The sequence below is a fragment of the Pseudomonas sp. S35 genome, assembly GCF_009866765.1.
GTDB lineage: Bacteria > Pseudomonadota > Gammaproteobacteria > Pseudomonadales > Pseudomonadaceae > Aquipseudomonas.
Window position 1 is genome coordinate 1,374,112 of record NZ_CP019431.1, and the last position, 16,537, is coordinate 1,390,648.

Annotated in this window: 8 protein-coding genes; 3 read left to right on the forward strand and 5 right to left on the reverse strand. The window is 60.8% G+C overall.

Going from position 1 to position 16,537, the window contains the following annotated elements:
* Positions 1 to 23 precede the first annotated feature (23 nt).
* Positions 24 to 6,515 carry an NEL-type E3 ubiquitin ligase domain-containing protein gene (locus tag PspS35_RS06140; protein WP_159933175.1) on the reverse strand — a complete coding sequence of 2,164 codons (6,492 nt, stop codon included), beginning with the start codon at positions 6,513 to 6,515 and terminating at the stop codon, positions 24 to 26.
* A 66-nt stretch (positions 6,516 to 6,581) separates the two neighbouring features.
* Entirely contained in the window at positions 6,582 to 7,715 is a 1,134-nt protein-coding gene (locus tag PspS35_RS06145; RefSeq protein WP_159933176.1) for an OpgC domain-containing protein, read from the reverse strand.
* A 224-nt stretch (positions 7,716 to 7,939) separates the two neighbouring features.
* On the opposite strand from PspS35_RS06145, the gene PspS35_RS06150 reads away from it, so the two are divergent.
* The 3 genes from PspS35_RS06150 to PspS35_RS06160 are packed head-to-tail and all read left to right on the forward strand — an operon-like array spanning position 7,940 to position 10,798.
* Entirely contained in the window at positions 7,940 to 8,314 is a 375-nt protein-coding gene (locus PspS35_RS06150) for a GtrA family protein (protein WP_159933177.1), read from the forward strand.
* Positions 8,311 to 9,315 carry a glycosyltransferase family 2 protein gene (locus PspS35_RS06155; RefSeq protein ID WP_159933178.1) on the forward strand — a complete coding sequence of 335 codons (1,005 nt, stop codon included), beginning with the start codon at positions 8,311 to 8,313 and terminating at the stop codon, positions 9,313 to 9,315. The genes PspS35_RS06150 and PspS35_RS06155 overlap by 4 nt, the downstream gene beginning before the upstream one ends.
* The gene (locus tag PspS35_RS06160; protein WP_159933179.1) at positions 9,293 to 10,798 is read left to right on the forward strand and encodes a glucosyltransferase domain-containing protein; all 1,506 of its coding nucleotides are present in this window, start codon (positions 9,293 to 9,295) and stop codon (positions 10,796 to 10,798) included. The genes PspS35_RS06155 and PspS35_RS06160 overlap by 23 nt, the downstream gene beginning before the upstream one ends.
* On the opposite strand, the gene PspS35_RS06165 is transcribed toward PspS35_RS06160, so the two are convergent.
* From PspS35_RS06165 to PspS35_RS06175, 3 genes are all read right to left on the reverse strand, one after another.
* Positions 10,785 to 12,404 carry an FMN-binding glutamate synthase family protein gene (locus tag PspS35_RS06165; protein WP_159933180.1) on the reverse strand — a complete coding sequence of 540 codons (1,620 nt, stop codon included), beginning with the start codon at positions 12,402 to 12,404 and terminating at the stop codon, positions 10,785 to 10,787. The two genes, PspS35_RS06160 and PspS35_RS06165, sit on opposite strands and share 14 nt — an antisense overlap.
* Before the next feature lie 81 nt (positions 12,405 to 12,485).
* Positions 12,486 to 14,750 carry a beta-glucosidase BglX gene (gene bglX, locus PspS35_RS06170; RefSeq protein ID WP_238785993.1) on the reverse strand — a complete coding sequence of 755 codons (2,265 nt, stop codon included), beginning with the start codon at positions 14,748 to 14,750 and terminating at the stop codon, positions 12,486 to 12,488.
* Positions 14,747 to 16,342, reverse strand: a complete 1,596-nt coding sequence (locus PspS35_RS06175; protein WP_238786059.1) for a glucan biosynthesis protein D — start codon at positions 16,340 to 16,342, stop codon at positions 14,747 to 14,749. The genes bglX and PspS35_RS06175 overlap by 4 nt, the downstream gene beginning before the upstream one ends.
* Positions 16,343 to 16,537 lie beyond the last annotated feature (195 nt).

Sequence of the window (16,537 nt, forward strand, 5' to 3'; positions counted from 1 at the left end):
CCTTGCGACAGGCAGGCCACAGGTCAGACGTGTTGCAGGGTCAGTTGGGTGCCTTCTGTCAGTTGCCGCACCAGGCGGTTATGTTCACTTCGTTCTTCCTCGGCCAGTGACTGGCGACGCTCCAGGTACGCATCCGAACGCTTGTCCGGCAGTTGCTGCTCGAGCACGCTGACTTTGTAGCTCATGGTGTCCTTGATGGTCAGAAACGGCTCCGGCTCGCTACTTGCCAAATATTCGATCCAGAATTCGCTCATCAAGATCCACTCCTGCAAGGCGGGCGACTCGCCAAGCCGGAGCAGGGTGTTGCGCGCAGTGTTGACCACCTCGTCCGTGACGTAGTCATTCACGGTGTACAGCAGTTCCAGCGGATAAAACGGCAGGTCGAACTCACGGGCCAGTTTTTCGCGCAGGTACACCGTTACCTCGGCGGGATCGACCGCCAGGTTGGCCCGTTCACGCTCAAGAATGAACTGATCGGCAAAGTGATCCAGCTGATTGAGGTAGAAGCAACTCTTGGCCAGCGCCAGCAAGGCCCTGTCGGCCATGTAACTGCGGGGTTGCTGCTTGGCCTGGTGGATACGGTGATGCAACTCCATGTTGGTGAACGCCAGCAGCACACTGTCGCCGCAGTCGCCTGAGCCGTAGGTGTTGAGGCATACCGTGTCGCGCAGTTGCCTCGACTCGCCCATGGCGCTCAGTAAGGTCCAGACTCTGTGGGTCAATGCTCTCCTTGGGGTGTCGCCGTGGATGTAGGCGTAGGTCCGCGTCAGGTCCTGCAAGACCCGGAACACATCATCGGCACTCGCCGTCTCATTGGTTTTCAAACCCTCCCACAGCGCTCTGCGTGCCGGTACATCCTGGAGCGGCACGCCCATCAGCCATTGGCTGAGGTCGTCGACGGCCACAGCCGTATGCCGAGGCGTACGCAGTTGGCCACCCAGGCGAATGCCGGTATCCAGCCGGTACGCTTCGATACTCGCCAGGGTCGGTGCCGACAGCGGGTTTTCATGCAGGAGCGTGTTGCGATTGGCGGCTTGCAGCCAGTGGTTGGTGAAGACTTCTTCTGGAATGGTGGAGATCTGGTTTTCCTGCAGGTGCAACTCCATCAGGTACGGCAGCGCACTGGCGCCACGGGGCCATTGCGTGATGCCGGTGTTACCCAGGTGCAGGATGCGCAGTTGGGTCATTTGACTGACATCCGGGGCGAGTGCCAGGTCCGGGTTGTCGCTGAAGTCCACGTTGCGCAAGTTGACCATCGTTGCCAGGCGTTGTACCGCCTCTTCGGTCAAGCGGATGTCGTTGTCGTTCAGGTCCAGGTAGGTGAGCGAGGTCATGTCCGTGATTGCACTGGGCAGTTCGGTCATCCGGCAATCGAGGTGCAATGCCTTGAGCTGGTTGAATTTAGCGAGGAATTCAACCGCCGAAGACGGGAAGGCATTGCCGGAAATCCGCAGGTGTTCAATATGGCTGAAACCGCTGGTACCTGTGATGAACGAGGCGGGTGGCAGGCCACCATCGTCCAGTTGCAACTCCAGGGAGTACACGTGGAACAGCCCGGCGATGTAGACCGCCCTGTTGTCCCGCCGCCATGCCTGGCGCAATTGGTCGGCAATGTAGCGGCGCCGCGCCTGGCGCTGCCCGGCGGGGTCGTCGATCACGTTGTCTTGATCCAGCACGGTTTCGCTCCAGCGCAGCAACTCCAGGTCCATTGCCTGGTACTCGGCCTTGCGACGTTCGAGCTCAATCAGCACCGCCGGCTCACTGAGGTTCAGCGACTGGATCAATTGTCGCGCGTCGTCACGGGTGAAACGCGGATAAATCTCTTGGACCTTGGCCACCAGGTCCGGCGGCCTGGGGCCGTTGAACGGCCAGAAACGTGACCAGAGCGGGTACACCAGGAACGAACGCTCCAGGCCCATCGCCGGTTGCATCCAGGGTTGCAGGTGCGGGATATCCAGCAGGCCCTTGATCTCTACGCGGCGTGACAGGGCGATATCTGCGAGTTGCTGGCGCAGTTCGGTGATGCCGGTTTCATCGGTAACGCCCAGGACCGTTTGCTCGCTCGCCGACAAGGTGCTGAGGATCACCCTCAGCAAGTCGTTCGAAGGTTGGCCAAGGGGCACGCTGTTGGCGTCATACGCCTGATAGCCACGATGGGTCTTGGCCACGGTCTTGCGCGAGGTGCCTACCAAATGACCGGCCGTTTTGAGCAGGCGCCCCTGTTCGTCGCGTTCGCGAATATCGATGCGCACATGCCTCGGCCAGGTGGGCAGGAGCTTGAGCAGATGCAGGGTAATCCGGTCGCTGTCGGCATTGGCGCAGGCAGACACATGCAAGCCCTCATAGGCGCGGTTCAGTCGCAGGTCGTGGCTACTCAAGCGCGCCTGTTCCGCGAGTCGCAGGCTCAATTGGTTGTTTTCATGCAGTTGCTTGAGTTCGCGTGGCGAGGCGTGGCCAAGAATCGCCGTGACGGAGCTGGTGGGCAGATCGGGATGCTTGGCCTTGAACCGTCGCACCGACTCGCTGCCCCCGGACTCGCTGCGTTGGTACAGCGAGTGCAGGATCTGCGCCTTTTCCCGGTCGGTGTACTCGACGATCCGGGTGATCAACTGGAACAAGCGCTGCTCGTGAGTCGTCGGCAATTCACCGAGCAGGGCCAGGGTCACGTCATCGTGGGTGATAATGTTTTCCAGCAGCCTGGCGTTTTTGATGTCGGATTCGGTGATCTTCACCGTCAGGTCGTCCGGGCGGCTGCGTTGCGGGTATTGATGGGTGACCTGGTAGTTGTCATCGACAATTTGCAACACGTGGCTGTCGGGCCATTCCGGCAGGCTGGAGAGCACCAGTAATTGCAAGTCCGGTCGGGCGTTGGAGGCGATGGGGGTTTCGTACATCGCGTCGATGAACTGGTCGATTTCCTGGTCGATCCGAAAGCGTTTGCAGGTGTCGACCAGCAATGGCGGCGCTGCACGGCCGCAGCGGTGAACCTGGCGCAATAGGTGGGCTGGGGTGTCGGTCAGGGCGAGGATATTTTTGGACATGTCCTGGGTGAAGCTGTGGTGATCGCCCCCCAGGCGATAGAGCAGGCTGTGGTCGTCCCAGCTCATCGGGTTCTCGCTGGACAGGCGCCAGGCACCCTGACCGTTGTGCTCCAGGGTCGGGGTGTCGACGCCGACCTTCTGCGGGTGCTTGAGCCGCCATTTAAAGCTGCGCTTGTCATAGATGATGCGGTACAGAGAACCGAACAACGGCAGGTAGTGGCGGCCTTCCAGGGGGTAAATACCTTGGGCATCCGGTTGCAGGGCGTGCGGCAAGGGCAATGTGTGTTCGTACTGCGCCAGTGACCCGTTGACCAGGCTCACAAAACCTTCGGGGGTGCGTTGGCTGCTCATGTAGTCGCCCAGGGTGTGGCGCAGGCCCAGCGCATCGGTCGCACTGTGCATGCCCAGCGCCTGGTGCTCGTGGGGTTGCAGTACCGAGCCGATGGCCAGGTAGAAACTGTCGACGACCGGGGACACGGCAATCGTGCCGGCATTGCGCATGTCGTAGGCCTCATAGGCGCCGTCGCCTGAGTGCCGCAGCTCTACGGTTCGGTCGTCTGGGCCGCTGGAGCGATAGGGGGTGGCGATGGCTCCGGCATGCACTTCTGTGATCACGAAGTCGCGCTTGAGCCGATGGCGTACCAGCGCCGATGCGAACTCCCTGGCCCATTGGTCGGCGTCAGTGTTGTAGGGCCTTGGGTGATAAAGCCCGTCGATTGCCGCGTCGATACGCAGGGCGATGCGGTGGTTTTCCAGTTCTTCATGAAAGTGGCTGGGCAGCGCCCCCTCCTGCAAGTAGGCCTGCTGTTGGCGCGGTGTCAGAGGGTGCTGCTGCAGCAGGCGTTCCAGCAGGGCTGGGGACAAGGGGCGATTGAGGTCGCGCAGTTTCTTGAGCAGCGGCGTGACCGCTACCAGCGGGGCCGATGCCTGGATGGGCAAGAAGCGTCGGGCATTGATGGGCGGGAGTGATTCACTTTTTTCATACCCGGCATAGCTGAAGATTGCCGCGAACAACGCCATCCGCTCACGGCTCGCCAGCGCGGCCACGTCCCGGCGAACGCTCATGATTCGCTGTTCGGGCGAGGCGTTGGCCTGATCCGCCAGGCCCAGCCGTGAGTGGGCCGGTTGCAGGCTGATGATCAGGCTCAACAGCGGCTCGGCCCGATAGGGCGGCTGGCCACGATCCCCTTCGACCTGGTAGCCACTGTCTTCACTGCGGATGAGGGTCAGGGTCTTTGACTCGGCCACCGCGTGCTCGAGGTTGCCGAAGGTTTCGATCACGCTGCGTTGCGGGTCGCTGATGCTCAGCAGCAGGCTGGCGGGCCAGTCCGGCAGTTGGGTCAGCAGGCACAGCACCAGGCTGTCACCGTAGGGCGGCAGGTAACCGGCCTCGGGAAAACGTTCGATAATCTGCTGGATCACCTGGTCAGCCTGCAGGCGCCGTACGCCCTCGATCAGGTTCAACGGTGCCGGCTCGCCACGCCAGACCCGATCCAGGGTGGTGCGGGTGGTCGCGGTGCTGCGCAGCATGCGTTCCAGGTCGAGCTGATGGATGATTGACGAACCGTTGGGCAGCATCCGTTGCAGCAACTGGATGTCCGAGAGGGTATGAGCGTTGTGCAGGTCGAAGGTCCAGGCCTGCAGCGCGGGCTCGAACACAATGGGCGGCTTGTAGCTGCTGCGACCATTCTTGAGCACGTAGCGCAGGCTTGGCACCTCGTGGCTCACTTCGGCTACCAGGGTCTGGCCTTCATGATGCAGCTTGACGTATTGCTTGCCGTGTACGGTGAACACGCCCAGGGCATCGGCGTTTTTGCCATCCAGTAGGTATTGCCGATCATGGGCGTAAGGGCCTGGGTCGGCCTTCCACAGTTCATCCACGCCGTCGGGGCGCGTGACCTTGCGGGGGTTGCCCAGCCGTTGCAGGTGTTCGAGCATGCGTTGGCGATGGGCTTTACCCGCGACATTGATCAGGCGTCCGCTGATTGCCAGGTCGGCGACGTCGGTCAGGGTCGAGGCAAAGCCGCTGGCGTCGCCCTTGGCGGCTTCATTCAGGCCGACGCTGACGCTGTAGGTCATGCTGCCCAGCACCGCCAGTTGCATGATTCGGTTCATGCCCGTGACGCCACCGGGCAGGGGGGTCAGCAGCAGTTGCAGGACTTCGGATGCAATGGCGGCGGCGGCATCCTTGACCGCTTGCCAATCGGCTTCGGAGCGGCTGCTGGCGAGGGTGTCCATGTCGGCCTGGCAACGCTGCAACTGACGATATGCCAGGGCTTGGCGCAATGTCTCGGCGGGGCCGGCATGCGGGTCGGTGGCGAAGCGGATATCGTTGAGTGTGCGTTCCGGGAAGGCGTTGTGAAACCCGTCGTACAGTGTGCCCGCCAGCCAGTTCATGCCCTCGGGGCGTTTTTCCTGGGTCAGCAATGACTGGAAGGCCGACAAGCCCACCAAGGGCAACTGCCGGGAAAACCAGCCGAGGTCGCCTTGCTGGTGACTGTCCAGCAGTTGCTGACGAAAGTCGGCTTCTGCCGAGCGGGCATCGTCGTGGTAGCGAAACGCGCCGCCAGGGCGGAAAGGAAAATAGGACAGCACCCCGAGGCTGGCAATCTTGATCAGCATCAAGGGCACGGGAATGTAACTCTCCCACGCCACGAACGGCACGGAGACAATGGGCGTGACGCCTGAGGTCAGGCTCAGGCTCTCGATCGACAGCTGCGTCCCGCTGCCGTCGATCGATGCCCTGAGGCGCTCATACATCGTGCGGGTCAAACCGTTGTGGGCGCGGTTGCGCCAGGCGTCTAATACATCGAACTGCAGCAGGGCCTGCGCGGCGTCATTCATCAATTGACGCAGCGTGCCGTGCTCGCCCAGCGTGGCTCGGATCGTAACGTGCAGTTGGTGACCCAGGTCCAGCTCGCGGGCGATGCCGATGAACTCGCGGGCACTCAGGCTTCGGTCGCCGTCGGGACCGACCACGCGGCTGGCATCAATCAGGGTATAGCCGGAATCCGTGCGAGCGTACGCGGTGAAGCCGAAGTTCACGCAAGCTGCCTCCCACAGCGACAGGCTCTTGACGTGTTCGATATGGCGCAGGTCCATATCCGAACGACGCGGCACTCGGATGTGGCTGCCGGTTCGCCGCTCCCATGGCAAGGGTTGTTCCACTTTTTCCAGGTAGGTGGTTTCGAAGCGGTACTGTTCCGGGTCGCGCCCGCCGATCCTGTCGCGCAATTGCGCCAGGCCCTTGGTCTTGAAGGCACTTACGACCCGTTCTTTCTCGGTCTCGACTGCCGTCAAGGCCGCGAGGGCCTGGCGTTGCAGGTTTACGAAACGTTGCTTTTCCTCGTCGTCCAGGCCATCCAAGGCTTGGATCACGTTGCGCTGGATCAGCTCCAGTGCCTGTTGCTGGGTCCAGGAGGTACTCGATTGCAGATTGCCGGACAGGCCGTTGAGTAATTGTTGAGTCGGCATGCGCTCTACCTTTCACGATAAGTGGAGGGCAGATGGAAGCACCGCGCATGCAGGCTCTGGGGCTAACTATTTAACAGTGGTGGTTCGCTGGGCCTGGGGCTGGTTCAAGCGTTTGTTCAATTCCAGCCATGCCGCCAGCCCGGCCATCAACACCAGCCCCAACAGTGCGCTGGCTATCTGCATCGGCCAGGCGTCGTTGACTTGGGCGTTGAGCATGTCCGCCAGCGGCGCCAGCAACACGCCGAGGCAGAATACTTCCAGGGAGAAGCGGCCCATGCGGCAGCTTTGCTGGGCCAGCCAGTTTTGCGTCCATGCGCGGTCCGGCAGCAGTTTGGCGGTGACGTAGGCCAGGGCCAGGAAATGCAGCAAGCGTACCGGTGACAGGTCGGTCTTGCTGATGGGGTACAACAGATTGCTCAGGGCCGCAGGCATGACGGCATCGTGCACCTCGGGCCAGCGCCAGGAGAGGGTGATGATGCCCGCCAGCAACGCATAGGTGGCCGCGCCAAGAAACAGCGGTTGGCGGCGCAGGGGCCGAGTGTCGGGCACCCGTGGCTGGCTGGCGTGAATGGCCGCTGCCCCGCCGAGTACGAACAGGAACTGCCAGGTCACCGGGTTGAAATACCACACCCCGTCAGCAATCGCCGCCAGGTTCCAGCCCAGGCGAGGGGCCAGCAAGTACACGGTCAGCGACACGGCCACCACGGCCAGGGGCTTGCGCACCAGCACCGGCAGGGCCAGCGGCAAGCCTAGCAGCAGCACGATATACAACGGCAGCGGGTCCATCAGGTTGGGCTTGAAGCGCAGCAGCAACTCGTCGGTCAAGGCTTGTTGCGGGTTGGTGATGAAGTGCGTCAGGCCCATTTCCTGGACGAGGTCGCGGGTTTCCACCTTGCTGTTGGCGAAGAACACGATGCCCATCAGCATCGCCAGCAAAAAGATATGCACCACGTACAGCACCCAGGCGCGGCGCAGGATCTTCAGGCAGGCCATCCAATAGCCTTCACGTTGCAAGACCTTGCTGTAGGCCAGTACCGAGGCGTAGCCGGCCAGAAACACAAAGACTTCCGCAGCATCGCTGAAGCCGAAGTTGCGCAGGGTGATCTGGCCGAGGGGGTTGTGGGGGACGTGATCCCAAAAAATGAAGATCAACGCCAGGCCCCGAAAAAAATCGATGCGCGGGTCGCGTCCGTTCAGCATGGCAGCGGGCTCTTGAACAAATAGGTTTAGTAATGACAGGCAAGCGGCGGTGATGTCTTACGCCGTGTGTCGGGCGGGCGCAGGTTGGCGGTATTTGTAAGCAATTGCAAAGGTTGGGTATTACTGAATGTCTCAATATCCAGTCGTGGGTACCTGTTAATTCTGACAGTAGACGCACTGTCACGGCCGTGGCTTGCTGAGCGCTGCCGCAACAGGACGACGGTATGGCCAGATTGTGGAAGGGCTTTACACGCTACACGGTAATTGGCATCGCCAATACGCTGATCCATTGGCAACTGTTTTTCGTATTCAGGGTGGCGTTTGAGCTGAGCCAGGCCGTCAGCAACCTCCTGGCTTTTTGCATGGCGGCCACCTTGTCTTTTTATCTGAACGCGCTCTACACCTTTGCCATGCCGGCTTCTTTGGTGCGCTACGCACTGTTCATGCTGTGCATGGGCGGCCTTAGCCTGGGCGTAGGGAGTCTGGCGGACCGCTGGCACCTGCCGGGGATTGTCACCTTGGTGGTGTTTTCGTTGGCCAGTCTGCTGTGCGGTTTTTTGCTGTCGCGCTGGGTGGTGTTTGGCGAGCGTGGGCAATGAGGGTCTCGCTGGTGGTGCCAGTGTTCAATGAAGAGCAGGCGGTAGGCGTGTTTTACCGGGCCGTGCGGCAGCAACCCTTGTTGTGCGCGCATAGCGTTGAAATCGTGTTTATCAACGACGGCAGCACCGACCGCACTGCCGAACAGGCCCAGGCGCTGGCCTTGGCCGACAGCGACGTGGTGTTGATCAATTTCTCGCGCAACTTCGGCAAGGAAGCGGCGCTGTTCGCCGGGCTGGAATACGCCGGTGGTGGTGCCGTGATCCCTATGGATGTGGACTTGCAAGACCCGGTCGACGTCGTCCCGCAACTGCTCGTCGAATGGCTGAAAGGCGCAGACGTGGTTCTGGCCAAACGCCGCGACCGCTCCAGCGACGGCTACCTCAAGCGCCACAGTGCCTCGTTGTTCTATCACCTGCTCAATCGCATCGCCTACACCCACATCGAAGAAAACGTCGGCGACTTCCGGCTGATGGACCGCAAGGTGGTGGACGTGATCAAGGCCCTGCCTGAGCAACAGTTGTTCATGAAAGGCGTGTTGTCCTGGGCCGGGTTCAGCGTGGCGATCGTCGAATACGACCGCGTCCCCCGTGCCGTCGGCCAGAGCAAGTTCAATGCCTGGGAACTGTGGAACCTGGCGCTGGACGGCGTCACGTCGTTCAGCACATTGCCGCTGCGGTTGTGGAGCTATATCGGCGGGTGTATTTCGCTGTTCGCATTGGTGTACGCGGGGTTCCTGGTACTCGACAAAGTGCTGTTTGGCAATGACGTGCCGGGGTATCCGTCGTTGATGACGGCGATTCTGTTTTTGGGCGGAGTGCAACTGATCGGGATCGGGATCTTGGGGGAGTACGTGGGGCGCATTTACATGGAGGCCAAGCACAGGCCGAGGTATGTGATTAAAGAGATTGTCAGTCGCCAGGGGCATGTGCCCGAAGAAGAGGAAAGTTGGATGCGCAGCAACGCAGGAGAGCAGAGTGATGACGGCTCCATGGTCGAGTAAAGAGAGTCTGGTATTTTTTTTAGGGGCCGTGCTGGTCTATGTGTTTCCGTTGATCCTGGCCGACTACTTTTACGTGGAGGACAGTTTTCGAGCAGTGTATGGGTATGCGTCGTGGCGTGCTGAAGGGCGTTTTCTAATTGATGGTTTTTATCATGCCCTGTCTATGTCAAATGGCGCGCCAGATACGTTCCCGCTGGGGTTGCTGATGGCGTGTGTGGTCATGGCATTTGCCTTGAGAGAACTGGCCTTTCATTATTTTTCCAGCGTGAATCTGTGTTCCTCATCGGTCGTGTTGCCGATGTTCTTCAGCCCTTTGTTCCTGAGCGACCTTGCTTATAAGTACGACGGACCGGTGATTACTGTCGGGGTGGCGCTGATCATGTTTGCGATCACGCTCAAGTGTGAAAGAAAAGCCATCGAGTGGGGCGGTGGCATGCTACTGCTCTGCTGTGCGCTGTGTATTTATCAGCCTCTGCTCAACGTGTTTGTCGGGTTGTGCTGTATCGAGTTGTACTGCGCGATTAACCATAAAAAAACAACCCGCGACTTGGCGGCATTGGTAGGTGGAAAGTTGACTCAAGCCGCCGCTGCGACGCTGTTGTATCTATGGGGGGTGATTCCTTTCATGGGCAAGGAACGCCAGGGGCTTCTGGGGTGGGGTGACCATTGGGTATCCATCGTCTTTCAGCGTCTGGAGAATGCTGAAGAGAGAATTCGCCCGCTCTACACAGGCGGCAGTGCATGGCTGTTCGCGGGGATGGCGATATTGTTTGTACTAGGGTTTATATGGGCGGGGTGGCTGGCACTGCGTGACCGGTCGAAGGCTTCCAGCAAGGTCATGATGAGCCTGGCTTATGTGTCGATCGTACCGCTGCTGGTCATTTGCGTTCCGGGCATCATGCTGGTTTTTTTCTATGAAAACAGTGATTCAAGAGCAATGTTGGGAGCCGGGCCTCTTTTGGTTTTTATGTTGCTGGTGATACATGAGTTGCTCAAGGCGCTGCATCGACATCTGACCATACTGTTGGTGTTGCCCATCGTTGCGCTGGTGTCTATTTCCTATAGTTACGGGCGGGTTCTAAGTTTAAAGAAAACGCTGGAAACCAGTGTGATGACGCAGCTGGCCTACTCCATCAGTTCTTCCCCGGTGTTGGCGTCGGTAGGGGTTTTTTACTTTAACGCCAGTGCCCAGGATTACTGGTTGCCCGCCTCTTCCGGCACCGTTTCGATCATGCCGAGCATGCCTTATCTGTTGGCGGCCAACTTTCTGTTCTTACCGCAAGCATTGGCCAGGGTCGGGATCACGAACGTGGTGCAAGCCAGCCATGAACACTCGGCCCGCGAACGACTGGGGCGCGATGCCCGCCCCGTCGTCGATAGTCTGTTCTACGCCATTTACGTGGAGGGTGGGGACGGGTACATCGTCATGAAAAAACAGCCCGGCGAAAATCCCGAGAGGGAATTCCAAATTAAGCCGCGATGATTTCGTCGGGCTCAAAACTGTCCGCCCGCGCCATCTGCCACATCCGCGAATAGAACTCGCCGTTCACTTCACCGGTGAGCAATTCACCCGGTTTGAGGAACACATGCAGTTGGGAAAACAGTTTGATCTCCGTGGCCGACATGCGTCGCACCAGGTGCTTGGCCGACAGTTGCGATGGATGATCCAGGCCCGCCGCTGCGAGCATTTCGGCCAGGGCCTTGAGCGTGTTGCGGTGGAAGTTGAACACCCGCTGGGCCTTGTCCGGCACCACCAGTGCACGTTGGCGCAATGGGTCTTGGGTGGCGACGCCGGTGGGGCATTTGTTGGTGTGGCACGACTGCGATTGAATGCAGCCAATGGCAAACATAAACCCCCGCGCCGAGTTGGCCCAGTCGGCGCCAATGGCCAACACGCTGGCGATGTCGAAGGCGCTGACGATCTTGCCGCTGGCCCCCAGCTTGATCTTGTCGCGCAGGTTCAGGCCTACCAGGGTGTTGTGCACGAACAATAGGCCTTCGCGCAGCGGCACGCCGATGTGGTCGGTGAACTCCACTGGTGCGGCGCCGGTGCCGCCTTCCTTGCCGTCGACCACGATAAAGTCCGGCAGGATCCCGGTTTCGAGCATGGCCTTGGCGATGCCCATGAACTCCCACGGATGGCCTAGGCAGAACTTGAAGCCCACGGGTTTGCCGCCGGACAGTTCGCGCAACTGGGCAATGAACTGCATCAACTCGATGGGCGTGGAGAACGCGCTGTGACGCGAAGGCGAAACGCAGTCTTCGCCCATCAGGATGCCGCGGGTTTCGGCGATCTCCTTGGTGACTTTGTGTTTGGGCAGGATCCCGCCGTGACCGGGCTTGGCGCCCTGGCTCATTTTGATTTCGATCATGCGCACTTGCGGGTTTTGCGCTTGCACGGCGAAGCGTTCCGGGTCGAAACGGCCATCACTGGTGCGGCAGCCGAAGTAGCCGCTGCCCAGTTCCCAGGTCAGGTCGCCGCCGTTTTCGCGGTGATACGGGCTGATGCTGCCTTCGCCGGTGTCGTGGGCGAAGTTGCCCAGCTTGGCGCCCTGGTTGAGGGCGCGGATCGCGTTGGCACTCAGCGAGCCAAAACTCATCGCCGAGATATTGAACACCGACGCCGAATACGGCTGCGTGCACTGCGGGCCGCCGACCATTACGCGAAACGCGCTGGGGTCGCTCAGGGGCGCGGGGCGCATGGAGTGGCCGATAAACTCGAAACCCGACTGGTACACATCGATCAGGGTGCCGAAGGGTTTGTCGGCGGTTTCGTTCTTGGCGCGTGAATACACCAGCGAGCGTTGCGAGCGGGAAAAGGGCAGGGCGTCGCTGTCGGATTCAAGCAGGTACTGGCGGATTTCCGGACGGATGGCTTCCACCAGATAACGGATATTGCCCAGGATCGGGTAATTGCGGCGCACCGCGTGGGGGCTTTGCAGCAGGTCGAACAGGCCGATCAGGCTGAGGATGCCGGTGACCAGGGTGATGGGCCACAACCATTCGTGGTGGAGAAACGGCAGGCTGGCGAGGGTGAACATGACGCACACGGCAAAGAAGGCGTAGCGGCTTAGCAAAGACAGGCTCATACGGTTTCCTTGGGTTCGGACTCTTAGGTCGATGGGGCATTCTGCGCTGCTAAAGAATGCCCGGACAACCCATGGTTGTATTCAGCGATCGCGTGTGGGGGGCTCGGATTGGTCCGAGGTAGAGAGTTCGCGACTGTCCAAGACCTCGAACTGAGCCTGAAGAGTGGTTGTCGAGTCGCCGCCGACGAAGACGGTAAAGGTACCGGCCTCTATTACCCGCGAAAACTGTTGATTGAGCAGTGCGAAATCCTGTGGGCCAAGGTTGAAACTCACGTTGCGCGTCTCTGCGGGCGCCAAGTGGATTTTGCGGAAACCACGTAGTTGACGGACTGGACGGGTCACGCTGGCGACATCGTCGCGCAAGTACAGCTGGACGATTTCATCGCCGGCGCGCTGGCCGGTATTGGTGACGCTCACTTGCACGGTCACGGACTCGGTGGACGCCAGCCGCTCGGCCATGATCCGAGGCGTGCCGTAGCTGAACGAGGTATAGCTCAGGCCGAAGCCGAAGGGATACAGCGGCGTCCACAGCTCATCGATATAGCCGGACTCATAACCGCCTGCACCGGTGGGCGGGCGGCCGGTGTTTTTGTGTGCGTAGTAGAGCGGGATCTGCCCCACGTTACGGGGGAAGGTGACCGGCAGTTTGCCGCTGGGGTTGATGTCACCGAACAGGACATCGGCCACGGCGTTGCCCATTTCACTGCCCAGGAACCAGGTTTCCAGGAGCGCCGGCGCCTGGCGCACGGTCTGCGAGAACACGAGCGGGCGGCCATTCATCAGCACGATGACCACGGGCTTGCCGGTGTCCAGTAGGGCACGCAGCAACCTATCCTGGGCACCCGGCAGGCCCAGGTCCGTGCGGCTGCGTGCTTCACCGCTCTGATCTGCGTGCTCACCGAGCACCGCGATTACCACCTCGGCTTGGTGGGCGGCCTGCTGGACGGCTGCGAGGTCATCAAGCGTGTTGCTGGTGGGCGAGGCGCCGGCCAGGTAAACCACCTCCGTGCCGGGGGAGACGGCATGGCGTATGCCCTGCAGGACGGTGACCGAATCTTCAGGATGAGCCGCCGAGGCCCAGGGGCCGATCGTGGCTTGTGCATCCGTGGCCAGGCTGCCGACCACCAGCACATTGCGCAGGTGCTTGGGCAGGGGTAGCAGCGCGTCGTTGTTTTTCAGCAGCACAATGGATTTTTGCGCAGCTTCCCGGGCCAGGGCGCGGTGCTGCGGCGTCAGTGTATTGGCCCGCTGCCGTGCCTCGTTGCTGTAGCGCAAAGGGTCATCAAACAGGCCCAGGCGCTCTTTGGCCTGGAGGACGCGGCGCACCGCCGCGTCCAGGGCTGCCATGGGAATCTGGCCATTGCGCACCAGCGTCGGCAGGTATCGGCGGTACATCTGGCTTGCCATGTCGACGTCCACACCGGCGTTGAGTGCCAGCCGCGCCGTGTCGTGGGGAGTCTGCGCGACGCCGTGCTGACTCAACTCCCAGATCGCGTTGAAGTCACTGACAATCAGACCGTCGAATCGCCATTGATTGCGCAGCACGCCGGTCAACAACGCTGTGTTGCTGTGCAGGGGCGTCCCGGCTATTTCGTTGAAAGAGGGCATGACTGCATCGACGCCCGCAGCGACGGCCGCTCGGAAAGGCGGTAAGTGCACTTCCTGCAAGGTGCGTTCCGACACGTCGGCGACGTTATAGTCGCGCCCACCTTCGGCCGCGCCGTAGCTGACAAAGTGTTTCGCGGTCGTCAGCATGAACGAGCTGTCGTGCGGCCCTGCACCGTGGAACCCCCGTACCTTGGCACTGGCCAGCGCCGCGCCCAGAAACGGATCTTCGCCGGTACTCTCCACCACACGGCCCCAGCGCGGGTCGCGGGCGATGTCGACCATGGGCGCGAAGGTCCAGTGCACGCCGTTGGCCGTCGCTTCAATGGCCGCTGCGCGAGCGGTGCGCTGCGCCAGATCGGGGTCCCAGGCCGAGGCTTGCGCCAGCGGCACGGGAAACACGGTTCGAAAGCCATGAACCACATCGAATGCAAATAACAGCGGTATCTGCAGGCGCGATCGGGTGGTGACGTGTTGCTGCAGCGCCCGAGTCTGCTCGAAACCGTAGGCGCCAAGGATCGAGCCGACTGTGCTCTCGGGCAGATGCGCCAGGGTGCCTTGATCAATGACAGGGCCGGTCGGTGTGTCCTGGATACCGAGCATGTTGAGTTGGCCGACTTTTTCTTCGAGCGTCATCTGTTGCAGCAAGGTTTCTACCCGCTGCTGGTCATTGGCCTGCGGGGCCGCAGTGTTGACACTGAGCATCATGCAAAGCAGCGACAATCGCTGAAAAAGCTTCATGGCTGATTGCTGTTGTCAGCCATTGAAGTGACACCGATTGCCGTCGAGTCCGAGTGGAAGGGGTGGTATTGATACAGCCAGGTTTCCGACAGCGGCTGACCGTCCAGTTGCAGGAACAGCCGTAACTCCACCGGGTCCTTACCGTCGACGGTCAAGTCGAACTGTGCTCGCCAATGACCGGCGACGCCGTCCGGCACGGCTTCAGTGAAGACCAGACCAAGCGCGCCTCTGGAACAACTGATCACGGCCTCGGGCTTGACGCCCGGTGCGAGTTTCTCCAAGGGCGCGCCTTGAAATTCGACGACAAATTTACGCACCCCCACGGGACGCGGCTGGCCTGGCTGGCCGCCTTTGCCCAAGCGCGTGGCTACGCACATTGCCAATGGCGCAGCGTAAGGCTCCTGGGCCAGCCAGTGCAGGCGATAACGCAGCGTATAGCGATTGCCCGCTTCGGCGGGGGCCGAAGGTACCCACATGGCGACGATGTTGTCGTGGATCTCGTCATCGGTGCCATTTTCCATCAGTTGTACGCTGCCTTCGCCCCAGTCGCCCAATGGCTCGACCCATAGGCTGGGGCGGCGCTGATAATTCACGCCGTCGAGGTAGTGGTCAAAATTGCGGTCACGTTGTAGCAGGCCGAAGCCCTTCGGTTGATGGTCGCTGAACGCCGAAACTACAGTGCGCGGCGGGTTGTTCAGGGGGCGCCAGATGCGCTCGCCGTTACCGGTCCAGAGCGCCAGACCGTCGCTGTCGTGGACTTCGGGGCGCCAGTCGGCAGCGGTTCGCTTGGCGGTTTCACTGAACCAGAACATCGACGTCAGCGGTGCAATGCCCAGCCGACCGACGCTCTTGCGCAGGAAGAACGTGCAGTCCACGTCCATGACCACGCCCAGCGTGCGGTTGATTACGAAACGGTAGGCCCCGCAGATACTGGGGCCGTCGAGCCGTGCGTAGAGCGTCATGGACGTGGCGCGCGGGTTCTTCGGCGGTTCGAACCAGAGGTGGGTGAAGGCGGGAAATTCCTCGGCCTTGCCGGCTTGAGCCACGTCCAGGGCAATCGCCCGTGCCGACAGACCGTATTGGTACAACTCGCCGATAGCGCGAAAGTACGACGCGCCAAGAAAGGCCACCCAGTCGTTCTGTTGCCACGGGAGTTTGGCCTGGTTGCCCAGACGGCTTTCCTGGATGCGAAAACCTGCGAATCCACTGTTACGGGGTAAGGCGTGGGCCGGGCTGTCGCCAGGCATGTCGAAGTTCGTCGGGTCGTAAACGATCTCGCGGGCGACGCCCTTGTCCAGTGCATACACCCTCACCGGCGTGCGAAAGAATGATCCCAGATGAAAGAAGGTCACGGGAAATTGCCCCGGCCCCTTGGCAAATAGAGCCAACTCGGGTTTGAAGCGGATCTGCCCGTGGGCGGCATAGTCGAGTTTCGCTAATAGCGCGTCCGAGTTCGTGTTGGGATAGAGATAGGGTTTCAAGGCATCGGCTTGTGCCTGCTCGATCAATTCGTCGAAGGAAAAAGCGCGGGCCTGGTCGCCGCTATCGGCAGCCAGGGCACCCTTGTCCAGGGACGTGAGCAGGGCGATCATCGAGGCGTAGGTCAGGAACTCGCGACGTGTGGACATGATCACCACTCCTTGGACAAAGAGGCTCCATCTTCACGATCAACACGCCAACGGCCTGCAACCGTGTTCTTGCCAGGAGTTTCGAGGAGGGGGCGGGTGACTGTCTACTGTCAGAAATAACAGGTCTGCGGGGCTGATGAGTGCGACACGCATGCGGTA